Annotated in this window: 27 protein-coding genes and 1 tRNA gene; 26 read left to right on the plus strand and 2 right to left on the minus strand. The window is 66.1% G+C overall.

Annotation, left to right across the window (positions count from 1 at the left end; genetic code table 11):
• Positions 1 to 10: 10 nt before the first annotated feature.
• From C1706_RS08960 to dprA, 21 genes are all read left to right on the plus strand, one after another.
• Entirely contained in the window at positions 11 to 847 is an 837-nt protein-coding gene (locus C1706_RS08960; RefSeq protein WP_129458897.1) for a hypothetical protein, read from the plus strand.
• An 87-nt stretch (positions 848 to 934) separates the two neighbouring features.
• Positions 935 to 2,059: a signal recognition particle-docking protein FtsY gene (gene ftsY / locus C1706_RS08965; RefSeq protein WP_129458898.1), complete on the plus strand. Its 1,125-nt coding sequence runs from the start codon at positions 935 to 937 to the stop codon at positions 2,057 to 2,059.
• Complete coding sequence (locus tag C1706_RS08970) at positions 2,052 to 2,573, plus strand: GNAT family N-acetyltransferase (protein WP_129458899.1); 522 nt, start codon at positions 2,052 to 2,054, stop codon at positions 2,571 to 2,573. Before ftsY ends, C1706_RS08970 begins: the two co-directional genes overlap by 8 nt.
• Before the next feature lie 78 nt (positions 2,574 to 2,651).
• Positions 2,652 to 4,202, plus strand: a complete 1,551-nt coding sequence (ffh, locus tag C1706_RS08975; RefSeq protein ID WP_129458900.1) for a signal recognition particle protein — start codon at positions 2,652 to 2,654, stop codon at positions 4,200 to 4,202.
• A gap of 39 nt (positions 4,203 to 4,241) precedes the next feature.
• The gene (locus C1706_RS08980; RefSeq protein ID WP_129458901.1) at positions 4,242 to 5,465 is read left to right on the plus strand and encodes an amidohydrolase family protein; all 1,224 of its coding nucleotides are present in this window, start codon (positions 4,242 to 4,244) and stop codon (positions 5,463 to 5,465) included.
• A gap of 239 nt (positions 5,466 to 5,704) precedes the next feature.
• A complete protein-coding gene (gene rpsP, locus C1706_RS08985) occupies positions 5,705 to 6,163 on the plus strand; it encodes a 30S ribosomal protein S16 (protein ID WP_129458902.1) in 459 nt (152 codons plus the stop codon).
• A gap of 2 nt (positions 6,164 to 6,165) precedes the next feature.
• Positions 6,166 to 6,417: an RNA-binding protein gene (locus C1706_RS08990; protein WP_129458903.1), complete on the plus strand. Its 252-nt coding sequence runs from the start codon at positions 6,166 to 6,168 to the stop codon at positions 6,415 to 6,417.
• 99 nt (positions 6,418 to 6,516) lie between these two features.
• A complete protein-coding gene (gene rimM, locus C1706_RS08995) occupies positions 6,517 to 7,065 on the plus strand; it encodes a ribosome maturation factor RimM (protein WP_129458904.1) in 549 nt (182 codons plus the stop codon).
• Positions 7,065 to 7,769, plus strand: coding sequence for a tRNA (guanosine(37)-N1)-methyltransferase TrmD (gene trmD, locus C1706_RS09000; protein WP_129458905.1), 705 nt, complete (start codon positions 7,065 to 7,067; stop codon positions 7,767 to 7,769). Before rimM ends, trmD begins: the two co-directional genes overlap by 1 nt.
• A gap of 125 nt (positions 7,770 to 7,894) precedes the next feature.
• A complete protein-coding gene (locus tag C1706_RS09005) occupies positions 7,895 to 8,596 on the plus strand; it encodes a succinate dehydrogenase cytochrome b subunit (RefSeq protein ID WP_129458906.1) in 702 nt (233 codons plus the stop codon).
• Entirely contained in the window at positions 8,596 to 10,590 is a 1,995-nt protein-coding gene (locus C1706_RS09010; protein ID WP_129458907.1) for a fumarate reductase/succinate dehydrogenase flavoprotein subunit, read from the plus strand. Before C1706_RS09005 ends, C1706_RS09010 begins: the two co-directional genes overlap by 1 nt.
• The gene (locus C1706_RS09015; RefSeq protein ID WP_129458908.1) at positions 10,587 to 11,339 is read left to right on the plus strand and encodes a succinate dehydrogenase/fumarate reductase iron-sulfur subunit; all 753 of its coding nucleotides are present in this window, start codon (positions 10,587 to 10,589) and stop codon (positions 11,337 to 11,339) included. Before C1706_RS09010 ends, C1706_RS09015 begins: the two co-directional genes overlap by 4 nt.
• 211 nt (positions 11,340 to 11,550) lie before the next feature.
• On the plus strand, positions 11,551 to 12,408 hold the full coding sequence (locus C1706_RS09020; RefSeq protein ID WP_129458909.1) for an IclR family transcriptional regulator: 858 nt from the start codon (positions 11,551 to 11,553) through the stop codon (positions 12,406 to 12,408).
• Between the two features lie 128 nt (positions 12,409 to 12,536).
• Positions 12,537 to 13,880: an MFS transporter gene (locus tag C1706_RS09025; protein ID WP_129458910.1), complete on the plus strand. Its 1,344-nt coding sequence runs from the start codon at positions 12,537 to 12,539 to the stop codon at positions 13,878 to 13,880.
• 235 nt (positions 13,881 to 14,115) lie between these two features.
• The gene (rplS, locus tag C1706_RS09030; RefSeq protein WP_129458911.1) at positions 14,116 to 14,466 is read left to right on the plus strand and encodes a 50S ribosomal protein L19; all 351 of its coding nucleotides are present in this window, start codon (positions 14,116 to 14,118) and stop codon (positions 14,464 to 14,466) included.
• Between the two features lie 20 nt (positions 14,467 to 14,486).
• Positions 14,487 to 15,233, plus strand: coding sequence for a signal peptidase I (gene lepB, locus C1706_RS09035; protein WP_206661057.1), 747 nt, complete (start codon positions 14,487 to 14,489; stop codon positions 15,231 to 15,233).
• Positions 15,233 to 15,871: a ribonuclease HII gene (locus C1706_RS09040; RefSeq protein WP_129458913.1), complete on the plus strand. Its 639-nt coding sequence runs from the start codon at positions 15,233 to 15,235 to the stop codon at positions 15,869 to 15,871. The genes lepB and C1706_RS09040 overlap by 1 nt, the downstream gene beginning before the upstream one ends.
• Positions 15,868 to 16,179 carry a DUF2469 domain-containing protein gene (locus C1706_RS09045; RefSeq protein ID WP_129458914.1) on the plus strand — a complete coding sequence of 104 codons (312 nt, stop codon included), beginning with the start codon at positions 15,868 to 15,870 and terminating at the stop codon, positions 16,177 to 16,179. Before C1706_RS09040 ends, C1706_RS09045 begins: the two co-directional genes overlap by 4 nt.
• Positions 16,180 to 16,278: 99 nt before the next feature.
• Positions 16,279 to 16,641 (plus strand): YraN family protein, encoded by a 363-nt coding sequence (locus C1706_RS09050; RefSeq protein ID WP_129458915.1) that lies wholly within the window; start codon positions 16,279 to 16,281, stop codon positions 16,639 to 16,641.
• Complete coding sequence (locus C1706_RS09055; protein ID WP_284690561.1) at positions 16,638 to 18,167, plus strand: YifB family Mg chelatase-like AAA ATPase; 1,530 nt, start codon at positions 16,638 to 16,640, stop codon at positions 18,165 to 18,167. Before C1706_RS09050 ends, C1706_RS09055 begins: the two co-directional genes overlap by 4 nt.
• Positions 18,164 to 19,360: a DNA-processing protein DprA gene (gene dprA / locus C1706_RS09060; protein WP_129458916.1), complete on the plus strand. Its 1,197-nt coding sequence runs from the start codon at positions 18,164 to 18,166 to the stop codon at positions 19,358 to 19,360. Before C1706_RS09055 ends, dprA begins: the two co-directional genes overlap by 4 nt.
• A gap of 53 nt (positions 19,361 to 19,413) precedes the next feature.
• On the opposite strand, the gene C1706_RS09065 is transcribed toward dprA, so the two are convergent.
• A complete protein-coding gene (locus C1706_RS09065) occupies positions 19,414 to 20,223 on the minus strand; it encodes a sulfite exporter TauE/SafE family protein (protein ID WP_206661058.1) in 810 nt (269 codons plus the stop codon).
• A gap of 321 nt (positions 20,224 to 20,544) precedes the next feature.
• Here C1706_RS09065 and C1706_RS09070 point away from each other — a divergent pair, with 321 nt between their 5' ends.
• Positions 20,545 to 22,032: a mannitol dehydrogenase family protein gene (locus C1706_RS09070; RefSeq protein ID WP_129458917.1), complete on the plus strand. Its 1,488-nt coding sequence runs from the start codon at positions 20,545 to 20,547 to the stop codon at positions 22,030 to 22,032.
• A gap of 79 nt (positions 22,033 to 22,111) precedes the next feature.
• Here C1706_RS09070 and C1706_RS09075 read toward each other — a convergent pair whose 3' ends face one another.
• On the minus strand, positions 22,112 to 23,011 hold the full coding sequence (locus C1706_RS09075; RefSeq protein WP_129458918.1) for a DUF4862 family protein: 900 nt from the start codon (positions 23,009 to 23,011) through the stop codon (positions 22,112 to 22,114).
• Between the two features lie 193 nt (positions 23,012 to 23,204).
• On the opposite strand from C1706_RS09075, the gene C1706_RS14005 reads away from it, so the two are divergent.
• The 4 genes from C1706_RS14005 (at position 23,205) to C1706_RS09090 (ending at position 26,116) form a co-directional block, all read left to right on the plus strand.
• Positions 23,205 to 23,402, plus strand: a complete 198-nt coding sequence (locus tag C1706_RS14005; RefSeq protein ID WP_164987496.1) for a hypothetical protein — start codon at positions 23,205 to 23,207, stop codon at positions 23,400 to 23,402.
• Entirely contained in the window at positions 23,399 to 24,979 is a 1,581-nt protein-coding gene (locus C1706_RS09080; RefSeq protein WP_164987497.1) for an LCP family protein, read from the plus strand. The genes C1706_RS14005 and C1706_RS09080 overlap by 4 nt, the downstream gene beginning before the upstream one ends.
• 98 nt (positions 24,980 to 25,077) lie before the next feature.
• A tRNA-Leu gene (locus C1706_RS09085) sits at positions 25,078 to 25,163 on the plus strand.
• 635 nt (positions 25,164 to 25,798) lie between these two features.
• On the plus strand, positions 25,799 to 26,116 hold the full coding sequence (locus C1706_RS09090; RefSeq protein WP_129458920.1) for a hypothetical protein: 318 nt from the start codon (positions 25,799 to 25,801) through the stop codon (positions 26,114 to 26,116).
• Positions 26,117 to 26,280 lie beyond the last annotated feature (164 nt).

The raw sequence follows: 26,280 nt of genomic DNA on the forward strand, positions 1-26,280 counted from the left end.
GTGCCCCCACATGCCGATCATGATTCTCGCGCTGCTCGTCGTCTTGGTGCTCGCCGTCATCATCATCGCTGTCGTGGTGATGGGCATGGAGGGCACGGGTAAGGAGCGTCACCCTGAAATCGCTCACGCGATGGCCCGCACTGCGCGTCATCTCAACGGTGAAGGTGAGCCGCCGAAAGCGCTGATGAACCTCATCGATGAGATGGAAGACGCACCCCGCGACCTCCCCAACAAGTTGCGTTCGCTGCGTTCGGCCCGCTCGGCGGTTTCGGCGACGTCGGCGAGCGTCCCTGAGGAGCCCGAGAGCGAGGCCACGCCAGTGCACGGGGCGTCGATGGTCGCACACTCACGAGGGCACAAGCCTTCGACCGAAGTCGCGGTGGTCTCCACTGCTGAGGATGGGGCGCGCACAACCCCGCGGGACCAGTCGACGAAGAAGGACGCCTCGCGCACCGTTGCTGCCGCAACGGTCCCCGATGGAGCAGTAGCCGTGAACCCTGCCGATGCCCCGGCGTCGATCAACCTGTCGGACGCCGACACGGACGCGTCCACCTCGCGGCCCGTGCAGCGGTCTGGGAAGCGCAGCAAGAACCGCAAGCGCACTCACGTCGGTCGGGAAACCTCGGGCGCCGAGCGTCCGCCCCTCACGGTCGTCGCCGACTCGTCTGCGGCGCCTCGGCCCACGTCGGCAGAACTGAGCGAGAGTGTTTCGGCCGCTTTGGCTTCCCCCGCCGTTGACGCGCCCGCCACCGTCGATCCGTACGGCGTGTGGGGTGCCGAAGAGCTTGATCCGGAGCAGACGCCTGCACAGCAGCGCGTCCACCTGGGGCGCGGTCGACGCGGCTAGTCCCCTGCAGTCGGGCGTTGGCCTGACCCGTCTGGGCACCCTTCTCGTGGCTGACGGCGTGAAGCTTCGGCCCATTAGGATGGCGGTGTGCCTCCCGTTGACCTGATCGTGTGGATCGTCCTTGCTGTCATTGTGCTTGCGGGGGCCGTCTCCGCGATCGTGGTCAGCCGTCGGCGTGCTTCGCTGACGCGCAGCCATCGTGTCGAGTTGCCTACCAGCAGCCCCGACACTTCGCCGGTGACGGCTTCCCCGGAAGCCGCGCCTCCAACCCCCGCTCCGGACGTCCCCGAGGAAGCCGGGACGCGGCTCACCCGATTGCGCCGCCGCCTGGCAGGCTCCAGCAACGTGCTGGCCCAGGCGTTGCTGGGCATCATTAGCAGCGACAAGCTGGACGCGGACACCTGGGACGACTTCGAAGCAACCTTGATTGGCTCCGATCTCGGTGTGGGCCCGACGAGCGAACTGGTCGAGAACGTGCGCCGCGAACTGTCGATCGATGGCGTCGCCGATCCCGAGCGGGCGCGCGGCGTCTTGCGGCGTGAACTGATCGCCCTCACCGATCCCAGCCTGGATCGCACGCTGCGCCTGGATGCGGAGCAGGGCCTTCCGGCCGTCGTGCTGGTTGTCGGCGTCAACGGCACCGGCAAGACGACCACCGTCGGCAAGTTGGCGCGCCTGCTGGTCGCCGAAGGCAAGACGGTGTTGCTCGGTGCAGCGGACACCTTCCGCGCGGCCGCAGCGGAACAACTCCAAACGTGGGGTGACCGCGTCGGCGTGGAGACCGTCCGGGGCGCCGAAGGGGCTGACCCGGCCTCGGTGGCTTATGAGGCCGTCAGCGCCGGAGTCGAGAAGGGCGTCGATGTCGTCTTGATCGACACAGCCGGACGCCTCCACAACAAGTCCAACCTGATGGACGAGTTGGGCAAGATCCGCCGGGTCATCGAGAAGCGAGCCCCGATCACCGAAACCCTGCTGCTGCTGGACGCGACGACCGGGCAGAACGGCCTCATCCAAGCCCGGGTGTTCAACGAGGTCACGCGGGTAACCGGCATCGTGTTGTCGAAGCTGGACGGATCGGCCAAGGGCGGGATCGTGGTTCAGGTGCAGCGCGAACTGGGCGTCCCGGTGAAGTTCGTGGGGCTGGGGGAAGGCGCCGACGATCTGGCGCCCTTCACTGCCGACGGGTTCGTTGACGGGCTGCTCGGTGAGTGAGGACGCCGCGACGCTACGGCCAGCGACGCCGCACGACGTCGCGTCCATCGTGGACATCTACAACCAGTCGGTCGCCGTCAACACCGCCAGTTGGGACACCGCGGCACAGACCGTTGCGGAGCGCCTGGCATGGTTTGAGGCCCGCACCAAGGCAGGGCAGGCGGTGGTCGTTGCCGAACTCCATGGGCGCGTCATCGGGTGGGGTTCCTGGGGGCCGTTCCGCGCCAAGGATGGCTACCGCATGACGATGGAGGACACCCTCTACGTGGACGACTCGGCGCGCGGGCTCGGCGTGGGCAGCCAGCTTCTGGCGGCGCTGATCGACTCGGCTCGCGACGCTGGCGTCCATGCACTGATCGCGGCGGTGAGCCACGAGAACGACGCCTCCATCGCCCTCCACAAGAAGCACGGGTTCACGCAGGTCGGCCGACTGCCGCAGGTGGGGGCCAAGTTCGCGCGCTGGTTGGATCTGGTGCTCCTGCAGCGGACGCTGGACGACCGCCCTCTCCCGTGACCTCCTCAGCCCGGGGCGGCGCGGGGACGACGACCCGGTAGGCTGGCGCGAGTTCCGCGAGCGAGAAGTAAGGCACTCATGTTCGACACCCTGCAAGACCGTCTCCAGGCGACCTTCCGTTCCTTGCGTGGCAAGGGACGGCTGACCGACGCCGATATTGACGCGACCGCCCGTGAGATTCGCCTCGCGCTCCTGGAGGCCGACGTCAACCTGGGCGTCGTCAAGGAGTTCGTGGCTGCGGTCAAGGAGCGCGCCAAGGGTGCTGAGCTGAGCCAAGCGCTCAATCCCACCCAGCAGATCATCAAGATCGTCAACGAGGAACTCATTGAGATCCTGGGCGGTCAGGCGCGCACGCTGCGTTTCGCGAAGAACCCGCCGACGGTCATCATGCTCGCGGGCCTTCAGGGCTCCGGTAAGACCACGCTCGCCGGGAAACTGGGCTTGTGGCTACGCCAGCAGGGGCACACGCCGATGCTGGTGGCGGCCGATTTGCAACGACCCAACGCTGTCAACCAGTTGCAAGTGGTCGGTGGCCGGGCTGGGGTGCCGGTGTTCGCTCCCGAACCCGGCAACGGCATCGGCGACCCGGTCTCGGTGGCCCGGGCCTCCATCGAGGAGGCCAAGCGCAAGTTCTACGACACGGTCATCGTCGACACCGCAGGGCGTCTGGGCGTTGATGCCGAACTGATGCAGCAGGCCGCTGACATCCGTGATGCGGTCAACCCTGATGAGATCCTCTTCGTCGTTGACGCGATGATCGGCCAGGACGCGGTCAACACGGCCAACGCGTTCGCCGAGGGCGTGGGCTTCGACGGCGTCGTCTTGTCGAAGCTGGACGGTGATGCCCGCGGTGGCGCCGCCTTGTCGATCGCGAAGGTCACCGGGAAGCCGGTCATGTTCGCGTCCAATGGTGAGGCGCTGGGCGATTTCGACCTGTTCCATCCCGACCGCATGGCGTCACGCATCCTCGACATGGGCGATCTGCTCACGCTGATCGAGCAGGCGGAGAAGACCTTTGATGCCGACCAGTCCCGCAAGGCCGCCGAGAAGCTCATGGCGGGCAAGGGATTCGGGCTGGACGACTTCCTTGGTCAGATGCAGGCCGTGCGCAAGATGGGCCCGATGAGCAAGATCTTGGGCATGATGCCCGGGATGGGCCAGATGAAGGACGCGATCGCGAATATCGACGAGCGTGAGATCGATCGGATCGAGGCCATCATCTACTCGATGACCCCGGCTGAACGGGCCAAGCCCGACATCCTCAACGGCAGCCGACGCTCCCGGATCGCCAACGGTTCGGGCACGAGCGTCCAAGACGTGAATGGCCTGGTCAACCGCTTCATGGAGACCCGCAAGCTCATGCAGCAGATGGGGCGCGGCGGCGGTCTCCCGGGCATGCCAGGCATGGGGGGCCTGCCGGGGATGGGTCGCCCCGCCAAGCAGCAAGCGAAGAAGGCCAAGAAGAAGGGCCGCGGTGTTTCGGGGAACCCGGCGCGACGTGCCGGTCAGGAGCCGGCGGCCAGCGGGACGCCGGTCCCCACGAACGAGACCGACCTGCAGGCGGCGATGGCGGACTTCCAACTGCCGCCCGAACTGCAAAAGATGCTCAATCAGCAGAACAAGGGATAAGGGTTCACCTGGCGCGTGATCGTGGGGCAGGCTGGGGACATGCCTCAGCATGACGCCCCGCTCGGAGCTTTGGGCCAGCCGCTCGTTTCCGTCACGCACAGCCATGGAGGTGGCGCCCACACCCATCATGTGCCTGCGGGGGCGGATCCCCATGCGCTACCGCGGCTTCATGTCACCGGTCGCATGCTGCCCGACGCTGAGCCCGTCGAATTCTGGATTGTCGAGGGCGCCGTCACCTTCGAACGTGTGAGGGGTGCCACGACGTTGGCCACCGATGCGTGGATCATGCCGGGCCTTGTCGATGCGCACTGCCATATCGGGCTCGACGCCCACGGGGCGGTCGATGCGGCGGCGGCCGAACGGCAAGCGATCACCGATCGTGACGCCGGAACGCTACTCGTCCGCGACGCTGGTTCCCCGGCCGATACGCACTGGATCGACGAGCGTGCCGACCTGCCCCGCATCATCCGAGCCGGACGTCACATTGCCCGTCCTCGGCGCTACATCCGCAACTTCGCCGTCGAGGTCGACCCCGTGGACGTGGTGGCCGAAGTTCGCACGCAGGCGCGACGCGGCGACGGGTGGGTCAAGCTGGTGGGCGACTGGATTGACCGAGACGCAGGGGACCTACGTCCGCTGTGGCCGGTCGACACGGTCCGTCAGGCGATTGCAGCCGCCCACGAAGAAGGGGCGCGGGTCACGGCTCACACCTTCGACGAGCAAGCCGTGGCCGAACTGGTGGAGGCGGGGATCGACGGGATCGAGCACGGCACCGGTCTCGACGACGCCACGATTGCCCTGATGGCGTCACGAGGCGTCGCCTTGGTGCCCACGCTCATCAACATCGAGACGTTTCCGAGCATCGCTGCGGCTGCGGACGCGAAGTTCCCCACCTACGCGGCTCATATGCGCGCCCTGCATGCCCGACGGTTCGAGACGATCGGCAAGGCCTACGACGCAGGCGTCCCCATCTATGCGGGAACCGATGCGGGAGGGACGCTGGCGCACGGGATCCTGCCCGATGAGATCGCCTTGCTAGCCCGGGTCGGTGGGGCGGAGTTTGCGCTGGGGGCCGCGTCTTGGCGGGCCCGGGCCTGGCTTGGTGCCGAGCAGCTCACCGAGGGGGCCTCAGCAGACCTGATCGTGTGCGCGCATGACCCGCGCGCCGATCTGCAGGAGGTGCGCCGCCCGCTCGCCATCGTGTTGCGGGGCAGGGTGATCACCCCTGCCGAGGAGCACCACGGCGGCGATCACCGGCATTGATGCCAGCCGGGGAGGCCGCTGGGTGGCAGACCGGGCGGGTCCTCGCGGGGCTAGGGCGGTGTCGTTCGCCCCATTCCGGGGTCGTCTGGCACAATGGACGATGCGCTGTGCGCGCAGGTGCCCTCTCACGCCCGCCTGCACAGTCCACCCGAGCGGAACCGAAGCCGTCCCACAGCGGAGATTCCACTCACCCGTCAGCCCACACAGCGTGGGCACGTTCCTACAGGAGAACCACACACGTGGCCGTCAAGATTCGTCTCAAGCGGATGGGCAAGATCCGCAACGCGCAGTACCGCATCGTCGTCATGGACTCCCGCACCAAGCGCGATGGCCGCGCGATCGAGGAGATCGGCATCTACCAGCCGAAGTCTGATCCGTCGGTGATCGAGGTCAAGTCCGAGCGCGCTCTGTACTGGCTCGGCGTCGGCGCGCAGCCGAGCGAGACCGTCGTGAAGCTGCTCACCCTCTCCGGTGACTGGCAGAAGTTCAAGGGCACCAACGAGCCCTCCGGGATCAAGCCCCAGCCCGAGAAGGCCGACAAGCTCGCCGCCTTCAACAAGGCCCTGGCCGAGGCGGACGACGAGCCCGCGTCGGGCGCGATCACCTCGCGCAAGGCCAAGGCCGCTGAGGCCGAGGCGGAGACCGAAGCCGTCGACGAGGCTGAGGCTGTCGTCGAGGCCGCGGCCGAAGAGGCCTGATCATGCTGGCGGATGCGCTGGAGCACCTCGTCCGTGGGTTGGTTACCAACCCCGACGACGTGTCGGTGGCTGACCTGGAACGTCGTCGGGTGCGCACCCTTGAGGTGCGCGTCAACCCCGAAGACATCGGGAAAGTCATCGGACGCCAGGGGCGCACCGCGGGCGCGTTGCGCACCGTGATCGGTGCGCTGGCTGGTCGCGAGCAGGTCCGCGTCGACTTCGTCGATGTCGACCGACGCCCACGTCGGCACTGATTTACTGCGCCACGGTCCCCGGATCGGACGAGGTTCGCCTCGTACGACCGGGGGCCGTTTGGCGTTATCCCACACCACACAGCAGGCGGAAGGCAGGCGATGGACGGATTTGAGGACGTCCTTATCGGGACAATCGGACGCGCGCACGGACTGCGTGGTGAGGTCAGCGTGCGGGTGCGCACCGATGATCCCGACCTGCGCTTCGTCGCCGGCGGATCGGTCCTGATCGACGGTAAGCCGCGGGAACTGGCCTCGGTGCGCTGGCATTCCGGGACGCTGCTGATCAGGTTGGCTGGCGCGGCCGACCGCACGGCGGCTGAAGCGCTGCGCGGCACCGACCTGTGGGCGCGTGTTCCCGCGGATGCTCTTCCGGCTGAGGAGGACGCCTACTACGACCGTCAGTTGGTGGGTTTGAGCGTGAAGGATGCCAACGGGGTTCGCGTGGGTGCCATCAGCGAGGTCCGTCATCTCCCCGCCCAAGACATGTTGGTGGTGAGCACCACCCAGGGCGAACGGCTGGTGCCGTTTGTAGCCGCGCTCGTCCCGGTGGTGGACGTGGCCTCCGGATTCGTCCAGGTCGCCGACCTCATTGGCTTGCTGAGCGACCCCGATGAGCCGACGCCAGTCAGCGATGCGGAGGAGAGCTGATGTACGCCGACATTGTCACGATCTTCCCGGACTACTTCGCCCCGCTCGATCTTTCGCTGGTCGGCAAGGCGCGCCGAGCCGGCTTGGTGAACTGGCAGGTGCACGACCTACGCTCATGGACCCATGACCGCCACCACACCGTCGACGACACCCCATACGGCGGGGGCGCAGGCATGGTGATGAAGCCTGAACCGTGGGGTGAAGCGCTCGACGACCTCCTTGATCGTGCCTGGTCGACGCCGACCCTGATCATCCCCACGCCAGCGGGGGAGCCGTTCTCCCAGGCGCTCGCCTATGAGTGGGCCGCCGCGTCCCATGTGGTGTTCGCTTGCGGCCGCTACGAGGGGATCGATGCACGGGTTGCGCAGTACGCGGCCACGCGGATGCCGGTGCGGGAGGTCAGCATCGGCGACTATGTGCTCAACGGGGGCGAGGTCGCCGTCTTGGCCATGATGGAGGCGATCGTGCGGCTGGTGCCCGGGGTCGTGGGCAACCCGGAGAGCCTGGTGGAGGAGTCGCACGCGGTGGGCTCTGGGCTGCTGGAGTACCCCGCCTACACCAAACCTGTCTCATGGCGGGGGTGGGATGTTCCCGAGGTGCTCTTGTCGGGGCATCACGGTCGTGTGGAGGCGTGGCGTCAGGAGCGATCGCGTGAACGGACGGCAGCCGTCCGTCCGGACCTCCTCGACGCGGACAACGCGTGATTTACGTCACTAACACAATGCGTAAATAGGCTAGCCGGACCCTGATTTGGACGTTTTCGTCCCGGTATCTGCAAAACGTCCGCGCAAGGCAACGCGGGGGGTGCAAGTTGTCTAGAGTGGGGCCCGTGGCGACAACAACACTGACTCCTCGACAGCGAGCAGTCCGGTCGACAGTGGCGCTGAAGGCCCTCATGGCCATCACCGGCCTGGTCATGATCGGCTTCCTGCTCATGCACATGTACGGAAACCTCAAAGCGTTCTTGGGCGCTGAGGTCTTCGATCACTACGCGCACTGGCTCAAGACCGACCTGCTCTACCCCTTGCTTCCCCAGGGCTGGTTCATTTGGATCTTCCGCTTCGTCCTGCTGGCGTGCATTGCCGCGCACATGTACGCGGCGGCCGTCCTCACCGGGCGTGCGCACGGTGCCCGCAGCACGAAGTACGTGACCACGGACCGCATCCAGGAGACCTACGCAGCCCGCACGATGCGGTGGGGCGGCGTGATCATCGTGGGCTTCCTGGTCTTCCACCTGCTGCAGTTCACCGTCCAGGCCGTGACCCCCGGCTTCACGCCTGGCACCTCTCCCTACGAGATGGTCGTCTTGAGCTTCCAGCAGTGGTGGCTCGTGCTGGCCTACGCCATCTGGATCGTTGCGGTGTGCATGCACGTCCGCCACGGTGTCTGGAGTGCGCTGACCACGCTCGGTGCGAACACCTCCCCGGGTGCCCGTCGATTCCTCGACGGTCTCGCGTGGGTCATTGCGGTGGTGTTGTTCGTCGGATTCATGATCATGCCGGTGGCCGTTCTCTTGGGGTGGATTAACTGATGTCGACCATTACTGATTTCTTCGAGGTGGGCGCGGATATCCGCGACACCAAGGCTCCCGCCGGTCCGATCGAGCGCAAGTGGTCTCAGCGTAAGTTCGAGGCCAAGCTCGTCAACCCGGCTAACCGTCGCAAGCTGTCCATCATCGTGGTCGGCACCGGCCTGGCTGGTGGCGCCGCCGCCGCAACACTGGGCGAGGCGGGCTACAACGTCTTGAACTTCTGCTACCAAGACAGCCCGCGCCGCGCGCACTCCATCGCAGCTCAGGGTGGCATCAACGCCGCCAAGAACTACCGCAACGACAACGATTCGACGATGCGGCTGTTCTACGACACCGTCAAGGGCGGCGACTACCGCGCCCGTGAAACGAACGTCTACCGGCTCGCTGAGGTCAGCGCCAACATCATCGACCAGTGTGTCGCGCAAGGCGTCCCCTTCGCTCGCGAATATGGCGGCCTGCTCGACAACCGTTCGTTCGGTGGCGTTCAGGTGCAGCGCACGTTCTACGCGCGCGGCCAAACCGGCCAGCAGCTGCTGATCGGCGCCTACCAGAGCCTGGAGCGTCAGGTGGCGGCGGGCACGGTCACGATGTACACCCGCCACGAGATGATGGAAATCATCATGTCGGAGGGGCGTGCACGAGGCATCGTCACCCGGAACATGGTGACCGGCGCCATCGAGGCCTACACCGCCGATGCGGTCGTCCTGGCCACGGGTGGCTACGGCAACGTGTTCTTCCTGTCGACGAACGCGATGGGCTGCAACGCCACCGCCGCGTGGCGCGCCCACCGCAAGGGCGCCTACTTCGGGAACCCGTGCTTCACGCAGATCCACCCGACCTGCATCCCGGTGCACGGCGACACCCAGTCCAAGCTCACGCTGATGTCGGAGTCGCTGCGTAACGACGGTCGCATCTGGGTGCCTAAGAAGGCTGAGGATTGCACGAAGGATCCTCGCCAGATCGCCGAGGAGGACCGCGACTACTACCTGGAGCGGATCTACCCGGCGTTCGGCAACCTGGTTCCCCGTGACATCGCGTCGCGCCAGGCCAAGAACATGTGTGACGAAGGACGCGGCGTCGGCCCGGCCGTCGAAGAGGTCAACCACCGCACCGGCGAGACGGTCTCCCGTCGTCGTGGCGTGTACCTCGACTTCGCCTCGGCCATCGAGCGGCTCGGCCGCGATGCCGTGGAGAAGAAGTACGGCAACCTCTTCGACATGTACGCGCAGATCACGGGTGAGAACCCGTACGAGACGCCGATGCGCATCTACCCGGCCGTGCACTACACGATGGGCGGCCTGTGGGTTGATTACGACCTGCAGAGCAACCTGACCGGCCTGTACGTGACGGGCGAGGCGAACTTCTCCGACCACGGTGCCAACCGCCTCGGCGCGTCCGCGCTGATGCAGGGCCTGGCCGATGGCTACTTCGTCCTGCCGAACACGATCAACGACTACCTTGCTGGTGCGCCTTTCGCCCCGCTGGGTGCCGATGATCCCGCAGTGGTGGAGGCGGTCAACGACGTGAAGAACCGCGTCAACCGACTGCTGTCCATCGACGGTTCCCGCACAGTTGACAGCTTCCACAAGGAACTGGGCAACATCATGTGGGAGTACTGCGGCATGGAGCGTACCCAGGAGGGTCTGACCTACGCGATCGGGCGCATCCGTGAGCTTCGCGAGGAGTTCTGGTCCGACGTCAAGGTCACCGGCGTGAACGAGGACTTCAACCAGACCCTCGAGCGCGCGGGCCGCGTTGCCGACTTCTTCGAGTTGGCCGAACTCATGTGCGTGGACGCCCTGCACCGCCGCGAGTCCTGTGGCGGTCACTTCCGGGCCGAGTCCCAGACCGAGGAAGGCGAGGCGCTGCGTCACGATGACGAGTACCTCTACGTCGCGGCGTGGGAGTTCGGCGGCGAAGGCAGCAAGCCGGTCCTGCACAAGGAACCGCTCGACTACGAGTTCATCGAGCTGAAGCAGAGGAGCTACAAGTGAACATCAACCTGCGAGTCTGGCGGCAGCCGAATGCCCAAACGCCGGGCAAGATGGTGTCGTACCGGGTCGAGGGTGTCTCTGAAGACATGTCGTTCCTCGAAATGCTCGACCTGCTGAACGAGGACCTCACGGTCAAGGGCGAAGAGCCGGTGGCTTTCGACCACGACTGCCGCGAAGGTATCTGCGGTATGTGTGGCGTCGTCATCAACGGTGCCGCCCACGGCCGGTCCGCGTCCCCGGTGCCGACCACCACGTGCCAGTTGCACATGCGGTCGTTCGCTGACGAGGCGACGATCGACGTGGAGCCGTGGCGGGCGGGTGCTTTCCCGGTCATTAAGGACCTGGTGGTAGACCGCACGGCCTTCGACCGGATCATCCAGGCGGGCGGCTTCATCAGCGTCAATGCCGGATCGGCCCCTGAAGCCCACTCGGTGCCGGCGCCCAAGGCCGAGGCGGATCGTGCGTTCGACGCAGCGACCTGCATCGGGTGTGGCGCCTGTGTGGCGGCGTGCCCGAATGGTTCGGGCATGTTGTTCACGTCCGCGAAGATCACGCACCTGGCGATGCTGCCGCAGGGCCAGCCCGAGCGGTACACGCGCGTGCGGACCATGGTCGCCCAGCATGACGACGAGGGCTTCGGTGGCTGCTCCAACATCGGTGAGTGTGCGGCGGTCTGCCCCAAGCAGATCCCGCTGGACACCATCAGCCAACTCAACCGTGACTTGATGAAGTCGCTGTTCAAGCGCTGATTCGATCACCTCATTGCGCCAAGGGCGCCGTTCCCGACGTAAGGGGACGGCGCCGTTGGCGTTTGGCCTCTCGTTGCTGCGCTGTTGCCGTTCGCGACCGCTCCGCGGGTGGACTCGGTAGCCTGAGCCCATCGGCAAGGACGCCCGCGCCTGACTCGGACTGTTCGGTTGCGCCTACCCGCCGTGGAAGATGAGCACGACAGGAGAGCACATGCCCGCCCGCTCCGGCAGCGACGAGGTTCCAGCAGGATCGGCCCCGGCGGTGATCCGCGCGGTGCGGATCTTGGACGCGTTGGCGGACAGCCCCACCGGCTTTCTCACCCTGTCGGATCTTGCCCGAGAGGTGGGAATCCCGAAGTCCTCCGCAAGCGCCATCTGCCTAGCACTGGAGGCTGGCAAGCTCATTCATCGCGAAGACATTGGCTATCGCCTGGGGCGTCGCAGCGTCGAGTTGGGCGGGGCTTACCTCGCTCGCATGGATCAGGTCACGGAGTTCTACGACGTGTGTAGCAGTTCAGAGCTCTTTCGCCACGAAACACTACGGCTCAACGTCTTGGCGGGGATCGACACCTTGTGCGTCGCCCGCTACGAGGGGCACCCGGCACTGCGACTGACCTCCGGTATCGGCGACAAGTTCCCGGCCCATGCGACGGCCCAGGGAAAGGCCCTGTTGGCACGTCTGGATGACGCCGAGGTCAGGCGCATCTTTCACGGGTTGCCACGGCTGGAGGTCGCTACCGCGAAGACGATGAGGGAACTCCCCGCCTTGCTGGACGATCTTCGCGCGACCCGGGAGCGTGGCTTTGCCGTGGATGAGGGGGAGGCCGCCGACCATGTCGTTGGCCTGGCCGTCACGGTGCCGACACGAGGGGTGCGCAGCCCGATGCTGGCGGTGTCGGTCACGTTGCTGGACTGGGAGGCAACCACCGAGCGTCGGATCCGTATGGTCGCCGGGTTGCGCGAAGTGGCTCGGGCCCTGGGGAATCCCATGTCGTCCACGGGTGCGGGGGAGGCCACGCCGTCTTCGGGACTGGCCTCTCGCCATGGTGGTTCGCCCGTGAACACATGAGATCGTCGAATGTGTTCGATCTACTGTGCGCTGTTCGATAGAGAGTGCATACTGAGGGGGTCGGTGATCGTTGTGGCTCACCCGCGGCCATGAGGCTTCCGGCGTAGAAACGCTCGAAAGGAACCTCGATGCCCCTCGCCTCAACTCCGGCTGCGCAGGAAGAGCACCACGTCGACCCTGACCAACTTCGACGCGCCACACTCGCGTCCTCCGTCGGGTCCGCGCTGGAGTACTACGACTTCTATATCTACGGTCTGGCCACCGCGCTGATCTTCGGACCCTTGTTCTTCGGCCCCCTCGGGGATGCCGGAGCAACCATCGCAGCCTTCGGCACCTATGCGGTGGGGTTCGCGGCCCGCCCGATCGGCGGTTTGGTCTTCGGCCACCTCGGCGACAAAGTTGGCCGCAAATCCATCCTGATCATCACCATCGCCCTCATGGGTGGATCCAGCTTCCTCATCGGCTGCCTCCCCACCTACGCGGCGGCGGGCATGGTGGGGCCGGTGCTCCTGGTAGTGCTGCGCATCCTGCAAGGTCTCGGCGCCGGTGCCGAGCAGGCCGGGGCGACGGTTCTCATCTCTGAGTTCGCACCCCCTCGACGCCGTGGCTTCTTCGCCTCGTTGCCGTTCGTCGGCATCCAACTCGGCACCGTGCTGGGTGCGGGCACCTTCGCGCTCATCGCCTTGGCGCCCCACGAGGTTCTCTTCGGTTGGTTGTGGCGCCTTCCCTTCCTGCTGGGCGCAATCCTGGTCCTGGTCGCGGTCTGGATTCGCTTGAAGCTGAAGGAGTCTCCGACGTTCGAGGTCCTCGAGCGCGAAGACGGTGAAGAGCCGGTCAAGATGGGGCTCGGGGAAGCGCTGCGGACCTCGCGCAAGAACATCCTCATCGGCATCGGGTTGCGCATGGCCGAGAACGGGAACTCGTCGATCTACTCCGCCTTGCTGTTGTCGTTCATCGGGGGCATGGCGGTCTACAAGGGCCAGAACCCCGGTCCGCTGGGGGCCGTCATCGCGGCCGTCGTGTCGGCGATCATGGTCGTTGTGTTTGGCTTCCTGTCGGACAAGTACGGACGGGTGCGCGTCTACCGTTTCGGTGCGCTCTTCCAGGCGATCATCGCTCTGCCCGCCTTCTACTTGCTCACCTTGGGGCAGACCTGGCTAGTGTTCGTCGTCATGTCGGCCGGTATCGGCATCGGTGTCCAGGCAATGCTCGGGCCGCAGTGCGCGCTGCTGCCTGAACTCTTCGGCAACACCCACCGATACACCGGTGTGGCCATGTCCCGCGAGATCTCTGCGGTGTTGGCAGGCGGGATCGCCCCCTTGCTGGGTGCATCGTTGCTGGCTGTGACCGGCCATGCCTGGTGGGTCGTGGGCGGTTACTCGCTGGTGCTCTCCCTCATCACCTTCGCGACCACCTTCGTGACGCCTGAGACGGCAGGGCGGTCTCTTACGGCGCTGGAGGATGCGTCTTGAGGTGACGCGACGTCACCACGGCACTGACGTGAGGAAGGCGGGCCCCGCACCGGGGTCCGCCTTCCACGGCGAGAGGGCCTGCCCCCAGGAATGGAAAGGAACTGGTTCGCCAAGTGGAGTGCGGTGTGGCAAACTTGTGCAGGTTGTGCACGCGCTCCTGCCACAGGGGGTTGGCGCGGCATGGCAGACGAACATCAATATGAGGTGACCTGTGGCACCGGCGAGGACGAATCCAATGAACAAGCTCGTGGCGGACATCGCCGCCTCCCAGCTCCGCGATGACCTTCCTGACTTCCGCCCCGGCGACTCGGTCAAGGTGCACGTGAAGGTGGTTGAAGGCACGCGTTCGCGTATCCAGGTCTTCGCTGGCGCGGTCATCGCGCGCAACGGCCGCGGGATCGGTGAGGCGTTCACCGTCCGCAAGGTCTCCTTCGGCACGGGTGTTGAGCGCACCTTCCCGCTGCACTCCCCGATCATCGACAAGATCGAGGTGGAGCGGCGCGGTGACGTGCGGCGCGCCAAGCTGTACTACCTGCGTGGTCTTCACGGCAAGGCTGCCAAGATCAAGGAGAAGCGCGACCGCTGATCGCGTCAGGAGGGGATCGCGTGGACGAGGAGCGTGGCAATGGCGTGGGCGGTTTCCTGAAGGAGACGGCAATCGTCGTGGTAGGGGCTTTGATTGCCTCCACCTTGCTCCGGCTCTTCCTCGTCCAGGTCTTCCTCATCCCATCGGGCTCCATGGAGTCCACTTTGAATATCAACGATCGCGTCGCCGTGCAGAAGGTCACTCCCTTCCAGCGCGGCGACGTCGTCGTGTTTCGTGACGACTTGGAATGGCTGGGTAACCCGGACCGATTCGCCCATGAGCCATGGCAGGATGCGCTGATCTTCCTCGGCCTGATGCCGGATCCCTCCGCTGGACACCTGATCAAGCGGGTCATCGGGACGGCCGGCGACAGGGTCGTCTGCTGTGACGTTGATGGACGCATCACGGTGAATGGGGCCGCTCTCGACGAAACGGCGTACCTCTACACCGACGATGCCGGGGTCCAAAACGCGCCCTCGCTGTACCCCTTCGATGTCGTCGTGCCTGCCGGGCGCATCTTTGTGATGGGTGATCACCGGGAGGCGTCGGCCGACTCACGTTGTCATCTTTCCGAGAATGCTCTGGGCGTGACGAACCTGGGCGGGTTCCCTTCACGAGATTCTGTGGTGGGCGTGGCTGCGGTCACACTCTTCCCCTTCGAGCGATGGCGGACCTTCTCCACTCCCACTGTTTTCGGCGGTATCCCCGCCCCAGCGTCACCGGCTCCCGAACGGCCGGTGATCACCGGGGAACTGCCTCCCTGCTGATGAGCTTCATCATCCGTCGAGACGCGGGCCTGTACGGGTACGAGCGGGCGCTGCGGCGAGCCGGGTTCGACCTGGTGGCCGGCGTGGATGAGGCGGGCCGGGGTGCGTGCGCCGGGCCGCTGGTCGCCGCCGCCGTCATCTTGCCGACGCGTCCCATCGAGGGCCTGGCTGACTCGAAGAAGCTGACGGCCGCACGTCGGGAGAGGCTGTATCCCGAGATCACGCAACGAGCGTTGGCATGGTCGGTCGTCCGGGTGGAGCCCGAGGAGTGCGACGCTTTGGGCATGCATGTCGCTGACGTGGAAGCGCTCCGGCGTGCCGTAGCCCGTCTCGACACGCGCCCTCATTTCGTCTTGACCGACGGCTTTCCCGTCGACGGGCTGGGAACTCCATCACTGGCGATGTGGAAGGGGGACGCGGTGGCTGCCTCGGTGGCCGCAGCGTCGATCATCGCCAAAGTGACCCGCGACCGCATCATGGTGGACTACGCGGCGGAGTTCCCCACGTACCAATTCGACGTCCACAAGGGATATTGCACGGCGCTGCATCAGTCGGAACTGGACGAGCAGGGCCCGTGCGCGATTCATCGTCAGGCTTGGGACAATGTGGCGCGAACCACTAAGCTGAAACGGTCATGAGCACCGACGATCTAGAGCAGTACGAGTCCGAGCTGGAGTTGCAGCTGTACCGCGAGTACAAGGACGTCGTGGGCATCTTCACGTATGCCGTGGAGACCGAGCGCCGATTTTACCTGTGCAACGCCGTGGATCTGAAGGTGCGCACCGAGGGCGGCGACGTCTACTACGAGGTGTCCATGGGGGACGCCTGGGTGTGGGACATGTACCGGCCCGCTCGTTTCGTGAAGTCAGCCAAGGTGTTGACCTTCCGCGATGTGTCGATCGAGGAGATTACGCATTCGGAACTGCAGGTTCCCGACAGCCTGTAGACCTCTCACGATCCACAAGGGGGGCCAGATGTCCTGCTGGTCGTCCACAGGCCAGCGTGATCGTGACGCGCCACGCGTGGGAGCGCCCAACGTGAGTTCGTGGATGAACGACGTGGCATCGGGGCCCGGGGCGAGGAGTTGGCCGCCCGTTATCTCACGCGGCTGGGCTGGTCCGTCCTGGCGCGCAACTGGCGTTGCCGATACGGCGAACTGGATCTGATCTGCCGCCAACCTGACGGGACGGTGGTGGTGTGCGAGGTGAAATCCCGCACCGGGCACGGCTATGGAACCCCGTTGGAGGCCATCACTCACGCCAAGGCGCAGCGTCTGCGACAGCTGACCGCCGCGTGGGTGAAGGAACACGACCAACCCGTCACTCGCCTCCGCATCGACGCGGTCGGTGTCTTGTGGCATCGCGACGGCACGGCGAGTGTGACCCATGAGCGGGGGATCGCGCGATGAAACTCGGGCTAGCGCAGAGCGTGGGGCTCATCGGCATGGACGCCACGGTGGTGGACGTGGAGGCGGTCGTGGGTGGCGGCCTACCTCGCACGGTCATCGTCGGCCTTCCCGATGCGGCCCTGCACGAGGCTGGTGATCGCTGTCGTGCTGCACTCACCCAGGCCGGGTTCACCTGGCCCGACCAGCGCGTCACGATCAATCTGAGCCCGGCCTCGCTGCCCAAGGCAGGAACCCACTTCGACATCGCCATCGCCGCCGCGGTCCTGACAGCAGCGACCTTGCTCCCGGCGGGACGCCTCCAAGGGACGGTCTTCTTGGGGGAACTGGGTTTGAACGCGCGCGTTCGTTCTGTCCGGGGAGTTCTTCCGGCCGTGCTCGCCGCAGCGAACGCCGGGTTCACGCGTGCCGTGGTTCCGGCCGCGCACGTCCATGAGGCCAGTCTCGTCGAGGGCATCGAAGTGGTGGGAGTGAACACTCTCCACGATGTCGCGACGTGGCTGCGTGGAGGGGAAGTACCTTTGCCCGCGCCAGAGCCCGCCGAGACGGTGGAGGAACACCAGTGGGATCTGGTGGATGTAGCTGGGCAGTTGGAGGCGCGTTGGGCCATCGAAGTGGCCGCTGCAGGGCGCCACCACGTGTTCTTGACGGGGCCACCGGGTGTGGGCAAGACGCTCTTGGCCGAACGACTCCCCGGGATCCTTCCCGAGTTGTCCCCCTCGGAAGCCCTGGAGGTGGCGGCGATTCGTTCCGTCAGCGGGCTTGCGCTCGGCACCCAGTTGTCGCGCCGTGCCCCCTTCTCCGCCCCGCACCATTCGGCTTCGGTGGCAGCGATGGTGGGAGGCGGCGCTCGGATCGCCCAGCCTGGCGCGATCTCGCTCGCCCATCGCGGCATCCTCTTCTTGGACGAAGCGCCAGAGTTCAGTCCGCGCGCACTCGACGCTTTGCGAACACCCTTGGAATCGGGGCGAGTCGAACTGGCCCGCTCGTTGGCCAGTACGAGCTATCCGGCACGATTCCAACTCGTGCTCGCCGCCAATCCTTGCCCGTGCGGGCATGCGGGCCAAGCCGGAGTTCACTGTGAATGCACGCCGATGGCGGTCCGGCGTTACGGCGCACGGCTCTCCGGGCCGATCCTTGACCGCGTCGACATCATTGCGCCCCTACGCCCGATGACGAAGTCCTACTTGCGTGCGGCGGGCTCCACCGGCGAGCCGAGCGCTGCCGTCGCGGCCCGTGTGGCCGAGGCGCGCGAGCGTCAGCGCGTGCGCCTCGAGCCGGTGGGGTGTCGGACGAACGCAGAAGTGCCCGGATCAGTCCTGCGGACGTCTTTGCCCCGTCCGGAGGGAGTGGACCTCCTCGAAGCGACGATGACGCGCGGGCTGCTCAGCCTGCGTGGGCTGGACAAGGTCCTGCGACTTGCGTGGACGATCGCCGACCTTAACGGCGCGGATCGGCCGCGGCTCGATCATGTTCGCGCGGCGATCGCACTGCGTCGGGGCGAGGACCAGGCGGGGGTGGTGTCATGAGTGCGACCCACGAGGAGCGTATGGCGCGCTTGGCGCTGAGTTGTGTCGTCGAGCCGGGCGACCTCCAGTTGGCTCAACTGCTGGAAACCTACTGTGTCGAGGAGATCTGGGAGCGCCTGCGCCAGGACGGCCCGCCGGGGGCATGGCGCAATCGCGCCCACGCTTTGAACCTCGAACACGTCACTCAACAAGCCCAGAAGGCGGCGGCTCGATTTGTGATTCCCGGTGACGCACAGTGGCCGGCGGCGCTGGGTGATCTTGCCGCGGCAGACCCGGTCCGCGACTGGGGAGGGACGCCTCTGGGGTTATGGGTGAAAGGAAACGGCGCGCTGGGCCCTATGACCAGAGACGCCGTCTCGGTGGTCGGAGCCAGGGCCGCGAGTCCCTACGGCGAGAGGGTGGCTGCGGAACTGGCCGGTGCGGCGGCTGAGCGTGGGTGTTGTGTCGTCTCGGGGGCGGCCTATGGAATCGATGCTGCGGCCCACCGCGGGGCTCTTGCATCCCAGGGATCGACCGTTGCCGTGGTGGCTGGGGGCGTTGACGAGGCCTACCCTCGGGCGCATCGGCGCCTGTTGGACGACATCGCCGAATCAGGCTGCATCGTGTCAGAAGTGCGGGTGGGGGAGCACCCGACCCGACGGCGTTTCCTGGTCCGGAATCGGCTCATCGCCGCTTTGTCGGCAGGCACGGTCATCGTCGAAGCCTCGCTGCGCAGCGGGGCGCGAAACACGGCCTCGTGGGCCACCGCGTGTGGCCGCGTTGTGATGGCCGTTCCAGGGCCCGTCACCAGCGCCACTTCCGTCACCCCGCATCGGCTCATTCGCGAGGGAGAGGCGACGCTGGTCACATGCATCGATGACGTGCTCGAACTCATTCACCCCCTCGGGGAGGTGATGCCACAGCGGGAACGGCGCGGTCGACTGCTGGATTCGCTGTCAGACCAGGCAAAGGCTGTTTTCGAAGCGCTCCCTTTGCGGGGCGGGCGGGATGCAGGCGAGATCTCCCTGAGGGCCGGAATGCCGCTCCCTGAGGTCATGGCGGCCTTGGTCGGTCTCGCCGACGCCGGTTGGGCGCGCCCGCTCTCCGATGGTCGATGGGGCCTTGGCCCTACGAGTGACAGACCGGTGGCCGAAGCGGACACTGCCTCCTACCCCGAAAGCGGTCGAAGTCTGGGGGAGCAAGCGGGGTTCTGAGTTGGCGTGCCACGGCCATGCCCGGCGCCCCCGGCCATGCAAGGTGCCAGGGATTAGCGCAACAGCAGCGCCAGGGAGGCCAAGCCCGACGCGGTAATCGTGACGACCTCAAACTGGCGCTGGGTGACCTTCCCGATGACCCACACACCCGCGAGGGTGCCCAGGAGGACGGCAGGAATGAGGAGTGCAACCAAGGTCAGGTTCGTGGGGGAGTAGAGCCCGAGGCCTACGGTGAAAGGTGTCTTGGAGAGGTTGACGAGAAAGAAGAACCAAGCGTTGGTACCGATGAAGCGGGCTTTGTCCACCCGGGACGCCAGGAAGTACAGCGCCATGACGGGGCCCGCGGCGTTCGCCGTCATCGTCGCAAAACCGGCCGCGCCACCCGTCAGCACGGCCCTGCCCCACCGGGGGGTAGGCGAGAGGCGCTGCGGCGAGGCTTCGTCGGCGCTCGCCAGGGCCGGCATGGCTGCCGTCTCGTGAGGGGAGTCTCGTCGGCGGCGCTGCCACAACTGCAGCAGGACCATCACGACCAGCAGCCCTCCAATGGTGCGGCGCATCACTACGTCATCTACCACTGACATGAAGAGGGCCCCTAGCGCCAAGCCAGGCAGCACGCTGGGCAACAAGCGCAGCAGCAACGCCCAGGACACAGTGCGGTATCGGCTGACGGCGACGACGTCGCCGACGAGAAGCAACAGCAAAACGGTGGCGGTCGACTCCTTCGCTGGCATTCCCCAGGCGAAGACGGCCACAGCGATGGCGGCGACGCCACCAAACGATGTCTTGGAGAAGCCGATGATGACCGCTCCAGCCGCCATCGCGGCCAACAGCGGCCAGCCGAACGTCGCAATCAGGTCAGGCACCCGACGACTGTATTGGGTAGTGCGGACCAGGGGGGTACTGCGGACCGATCCTGACGCCGGTGTCCGGTGTCCGGTGTCCGGCGTCCGGCGTGTGCACGGCTCGTCCCGGACAACCGGGGCAACACCCCTGGCCAGCGGGGACGGGGGTGTTACGTTGAGAGAACCGCCAGCCTGGGGCGCCCACGACGTGACGCGCGGCTGGAGGTGGAGAACGCGGACGTCCCGATGGGGTGTCGTCAGGACTCCAATCGCAGCAACTTTTCTCGCAGTCGCAGTCGCAGCCGCGTTTGGCGGCTTGAAACGGATTGGTGATCAACGAGCATGACCGAGCAACTCAATCGCCTCAACGTGAACCGGGAGGCGATCCTCGGAGCTTCCGCGCCGGAGCGCACCGGCATCATTCACTTTGGGCTCGGCAACTTCCATCGCGCTCACGCGGCCGTGAATACGGCATTGGCCATGGCCGCCGAGCCGGGAGACTGGGGCATCGTCGGGATCGCGAATCGCTCCCGCAAGGTCACCTCCGCGCTGGAGGCGCAAGACGGCCTCTACAGCGTTGTCACGCTGGACCCCGAGGCGGAACATGTCGACGTGGTGGACGTCCATCGGCGCTTCTTGGTCGCCGCCGAGGATGGGCCAGCCATCATCGAAGCCGTCGCTGATCCTGCACACAAGATCATCACGCTGACCATCTCGGAGAACGGCTATCACCTCGATGGCCGCACGGGAAAGCTGGACGTGGAGTCGCCCGACATCAAGGCCGACCTGGCCGAGGGTGCCGAGCCCACGACGCCGTTGGGGCAAATCGTGGCGGGACTGACCGCGCGTTTCGCGGCCAATGCTGCTCCCATGACGGTGCTGTCTTGCGACAATCTGCTGTCTGCGGGCAACACCACGCGTGCGGCCGTCCTTCAGTTTGCTGAGGCCGCACACTCCAGTGACGAGTTCCTGGCATGGTTGGACGGCCACGTCACCTTCCCGAACGCCATGGTGGATCGCATCGTGCCCGCGCCCACGGAGGGGACCAAAGCCGAGGTGGAGGAGGCGCTGGGCCTGCACGACGAGGCGCCGGTGCCCGCGGAACTGTTCACGATGTGGGTCATTGAAGACAAGTTCGCGGCTGGGCGTCCGAAGTGGGAAGCGGCCGGAGCGATCTTCTCCGACGAAGTCGAGAAGTACGAACTGGTCAAGCTCCGCCTCCTCAACGGGGGACACTCGCTCATCGCGTACCTGGGCGGCCTGGATCGCCAGGAGACGATCCCGGACTCACGGGCACAGCAGTTCATCGCCGACGCCACGCGCCAGGCGCTCGAAGTGGACTACCTTCCCAGCATCGACCTTCCGGCCAACTTCGATCCCCAGGAGTACATCGACAGTTTGTTCCGTCGTTGGAGCAACACGGTTCTAGGGGACAAGACCTCTCGCGTTGGGTCGGACGGTTCGACCAAGCTTCTCCAGCGTGTCCCGATCCCGGCACTCACCGCGCTCGCGCAGGGACGGATGCCCGAGCAACTGGCGTTGACCGTCAGCGCCTGGATGTGCTGCTGCATTCCTCCGCGCGGTTTCGAACCGGGCCCGATCGCCGACGCGATGATTGAGCCCAAGGCGGACCTCCTCAAGGCGGCCACCGCACAGGCCACCTCGGTGCGAGAGCACGTCGAGGCCATCCTGGATTCCGGAGTGTTCCCCGACGACCTCGTCGGGCAGCAAGCGTTCCGCGATCGCGTGGTGGAGTACGCCGAGATGATCGTGGCTGATGGCGTCCGGGAAGCAGCCGCTGTTGCGCTCAAGCGAGGCGCTCAGGCCTAAACCCCTCACCGCCAAAGAGTCCCGCTCCCCCCAGGAGGAGCGGGACTCTTTGCGCGAATGCGGACGACGGGGTGGTGGTTTACAGCAGTTCGGCGAAGAGGTCGACGATCGCGCCGAGTTGGGTGGCACGCTCCTCAACGGGAAGGTCGTCGGGCCGCAAACCGAACTTGAGCCCGACGATGACGTCATCACCGGCAGCCTCCAAAGCTGCGGTGATCTCCTCGGCCCCCAGGAGGGTGCCAGGGGGAGAGAACGGCAGCCCAGCGGGGGGAAGGTGGCGATCGAGCCACGTCCCGAAGTCGCTGTGCTCGCCGGAGGCGCTGGAGAAGAAGACTGCTCCCAGCACGCCAGCCTCTGCGGCGCGTCGGATATGACTCAAGGGGAGGTCCTTGCCGCGACCCTCCAGCGCGCTGCGCCCCCAGTTGATGCCGATCTTCCAGCGTGGATCCGCTGACGCTTCGACGAGGGAGAGTTCCTCCTCGAAAGTCAAAAAGGCCTTTTCGCCGTGGTGGTCGGGGGTGGTCGCGTCGCCGTGCTCCACGAGGAACACCATCTCTGAGCCCCAATCCCAGCCGCTGATGGTCGCCATCGATGCGGCCATGGCTTCGGCGTCGGCCGTGTTGCTCGGTCCGCTGTGGAACTCGATCGCCTGGACGTGATGGCACTGCTCGCGGAGAGCGGCGATGTCGTCTCGCGCCTGGGCTGCGAACGCTAAGGCCGCGTTCCGCCCTGCCTCATCGGGGGAGGCGAGCCCGAACGTTGCATCGTTGGCAATGCGGCCCATCGTCCCGGGAATGCAGGTGATGACGTGAGACCACTCGGCCCGCCATGAGGGATGAGCGACGACGTGGTCGACCTGCGGAAGCTCCAGGCCACCCACGATGGGTCGGGCCGCGAGGGCATCCAGAATGATCGATTCGCCCGTGTCGGCGCTCGGGGAGTAGGCGGCGTAGGCGCCCACGATGAGGTGCTTGGACATGGGCCCATGATCGCAGGGATTCCTCACTGAACAGGGGGGAAGGGTCAACTCGACCGATGTTGCCGCAGCGAGGGCGGTACGGCTTCTGCGGGCGCGACCATAGTCTGATCCGCCATCGGCTCCCGGGCTCGCCCTCGCGTCCGGTCTGTGTCAGGCATGCGGGAGGCAAGGGTGGCCCCGTACTCTTTCGACTATGGCCTTGATGCTGGACGCTTTGACGCACCCGCGCGCGGTGGCTCCGATGACAGGTGGCATGGTGACGACGGGCGCGGCGATCGACATCGCCCGGGTGGGGTTCGGCGGCCTCCTCGCCGGACGCCTGAGCGTCGCCCCGTGGTCCTCCTCGGGACCATCGGTGCGGCCAGACAGCATGACGGGACTGATGCGATGACGGGCAGCGACTACACCCCCCAGCATGTGGCCCAGTCACCGGAGACCCCGCCGCTGCAGGGCGCCGAGCGCCGACGCAGTTTCGGGACGGCCAGTGCTCTGACGGTGGTCAGCGCCGTGATTCCTGGGCTCGGGCTGGCCGGGACGCGCTGGCGGGTGTTCGGGCTCGCGTTGACGGCGGTTGCGGTGGCGGTCGCGGTGCTTGCCGGGGTTGGCTCCGTGTTCGCGAGGGGCTGGGCCTTGTCTGTGGTGGCGAACCCGACGTGGCTCATGGTGATGGCTGTGGCGCTGGCGGTGTTTGGCCTGCTGTGGGCTGTTGCCGTGACGGCCACGCAGGTCCTGACGCGTCCGCACCCGGCGCGCGCATGGCAGCGCGTCGTGGGTGCCGTGCTGGTGGCCGTGCTCACCTTCGCCGTGGCGATGCCGTCGGCCTTTGGTGCTCGGAGCCTGGTAGAGACGTCATCCCTGCTGCGCGCGGTCTTCCAAGATCCAGACGATCCGGGTGGCGCGAACGCGCCGAGCTTTGGTAACGGTTCGGATCCGTGGGCCAACAAGCCCCGACTCAACGTGTTGATCCTGGGTGCCGACAGCGGAGACGACCGCACGGGAACCCGCACCGACACGGTGATGCTGGCGTCGATCGACACCAAGACGGGAGACACCGTCTTGCTGGGTCTGCCTCGGCAGACTGAGCGCCTCATTTTCCCCGCGGGAAGCGCGCTCGCGAAGATTTGGCCCGACGGATACCACCTGCCTGGCGAACCCGATGGCGAGCAGCAACTCAATGCCATGTACCAAAACGTCATCCGCTATCCGGGCGCTGCGGCCAGTTTGCCGCCGTCCAAGGATCCCGGGGCGACGATGCTCAAGATGGCCGTCGGCACCTCCCTTGGGGTGGACATCGACTATTACGTCATGGCGAACCTCGAGGGATTCGTGGAGATCGTGGACGCCCTCGGTGGCGTGACGGTGAACGTCAACAAACCCCTGCCCGTGGGGGGAAAGAACCCCAACGGCGCCGATCCGGGCTTCCCGCCGGATCGTTGGCTGCCGCCTGGTCCCGATCAGCATCTGAATGGATACGACGCTCTCTGGTATGCCCGCGGTCGCTATCACACCGACGACTACGACCGGATGCGGCGCCAGCGATGTGTGATCAAGGCCCTGAGCCGCCAGGTCAACCTGACGACAGTCCTGGCCAACTACGAGGCCTTGACCCAAGCCGGACGCGACGTGGTCGCGACCGACGTTCCCAATAGCCTCTTGCCTGCTTTGCTGGATCTTGCAGGCCGAGTGCGCAACGCACCCCTGCGGTCGGTCTCCTTCCAGAATGGGGTAGACGGGTTCTCCACGACGCACCCACAGTGGAGCGCCGTTCAGCAGCGCGTTGCCGAGGCGCTGGCGCCCCAGGCGGCCCCGCCGGCGTCGGGGGGTCCGTCGACGCCTGAGGTGACGCCGAGCAAGCCTGCGGCAGCTCCCACGACAACCCGGTCGGGGGCGGCGAAGACACCGTCGGCCGAGCCGTCGGCCACCCCGACGCAGGTCGCGGACGAGTGTGCCTACAACCCCGTCGCCTGAGAGTGCGATGCTGCGGGCACAGTTGACGAGCCGTTTCGACATGGCCGTGCGTCCGCGCTATAGTTGCGGGGCTGCCAGGGAGACCTGGCCGACACCTTGCGCGGGTGGCGGAATTGGCAGACGCGCTAGCTTGAGGTGCTAGTGCCCGATTAAGGGCGTGGAGGTTCAAGTCCTCTCTCGCGCACGAGACAAGAGGCCTTGTTGTTGGGGGTAAGTCCCTAGTGACAAGGCCTCTTGGTATGTGTGAGTAGATCCACGTCTGCCGCAAACCTGGCCATGTCGAGCAGGGCACCTGCCTCGGCGCCGTGTGAACCATGGCGTGCATGGTGGTGGTGGCCTCCTCCTGTCGTTGACTCCCCAGGCAGATGCTGCTGCGCCGCTGGCGCCACCTCTGAGGCAAGTAGTGGCGGGGCTGGGGCGCGGCTCCCTAGTCTTGGTGCCACAAAGGAGGCGCATATGAGCAATCAGCAATGGAATCAACAAGGTGGATATCCTCCCCCGCCACCGCACTATGGCGGCTATCCCCCTGGGGACGGACTCCGACAGCAACCGTATCCGAGTGGCGCTCGTCCCAGCGCAGGTGGGGGCAACAGAAAATTGCCGTGGATTCTCGTCGGGGCAGCCCTCGTGCTGGCGATCATCTTCGGGACCGGGTGGGTGCTGGCGCTGAAGGGAGGCGAGTCTGGACCCGACGTCCCGCCCCCGTTGCCTTCTGGCGCCGAAAGGGTTCCGGGCGCAAGTCCTCCGACGCTGCAGACGGCTCCAAGCCAACCCGAGGTATCTGCACGGCCACCCGATACCTTGGCGAAGGTAGAGGACATGCCGATGAGCGTCGGCTCCCGTGAGCGTAAAGAGTTCGCTGGCCTTCCTATCTACGCGCACGCTGGCGACAGTGACGGATGGATCTACGTGATCAGCAATGGCTCGCGCCTGGATCTGAAGATGTGGGCGCTCACCTTAGACGAACCGGCCTTCTCTGCCGACGGCACTTTTGTGTGCGGCACAGTCGAAAAGACGCCGACCTGTTACCTGGCGACAGTGAAGTACGGCATCATATCAATCAGCAGTCCTGGGAGTAACTTTGACTCTTCGGAACTGCCCGCGTTCACCAGCGAGTTTGCTCAAGGCCTGAAGTAGCAGCCATAGAACCCGCCAGGAGCTGGGACGTCAGGGGGCCTTCTGCTGAACACCACGAGGCTTCCTCGGCTTCACCCCAGCGAAGACCTTCGCTCCAGTGAAGAGGGGTGGCACTGCGAGTGCTCGGTGTGCGGGGAACGTGTGCACCGTGGATCGTGGATGCA

It is taken from the genome of Propioniciclava flava (assembly GCF_004126535.1).
In the GTDB taxonomy this organism is placed as follows: domain Bacteria; phylum Actinomycetota; class Actinomycetes; order Propionibacteriales; family Propionibacteriaceae; genus Propioniciclava; species Propioniciclava flava.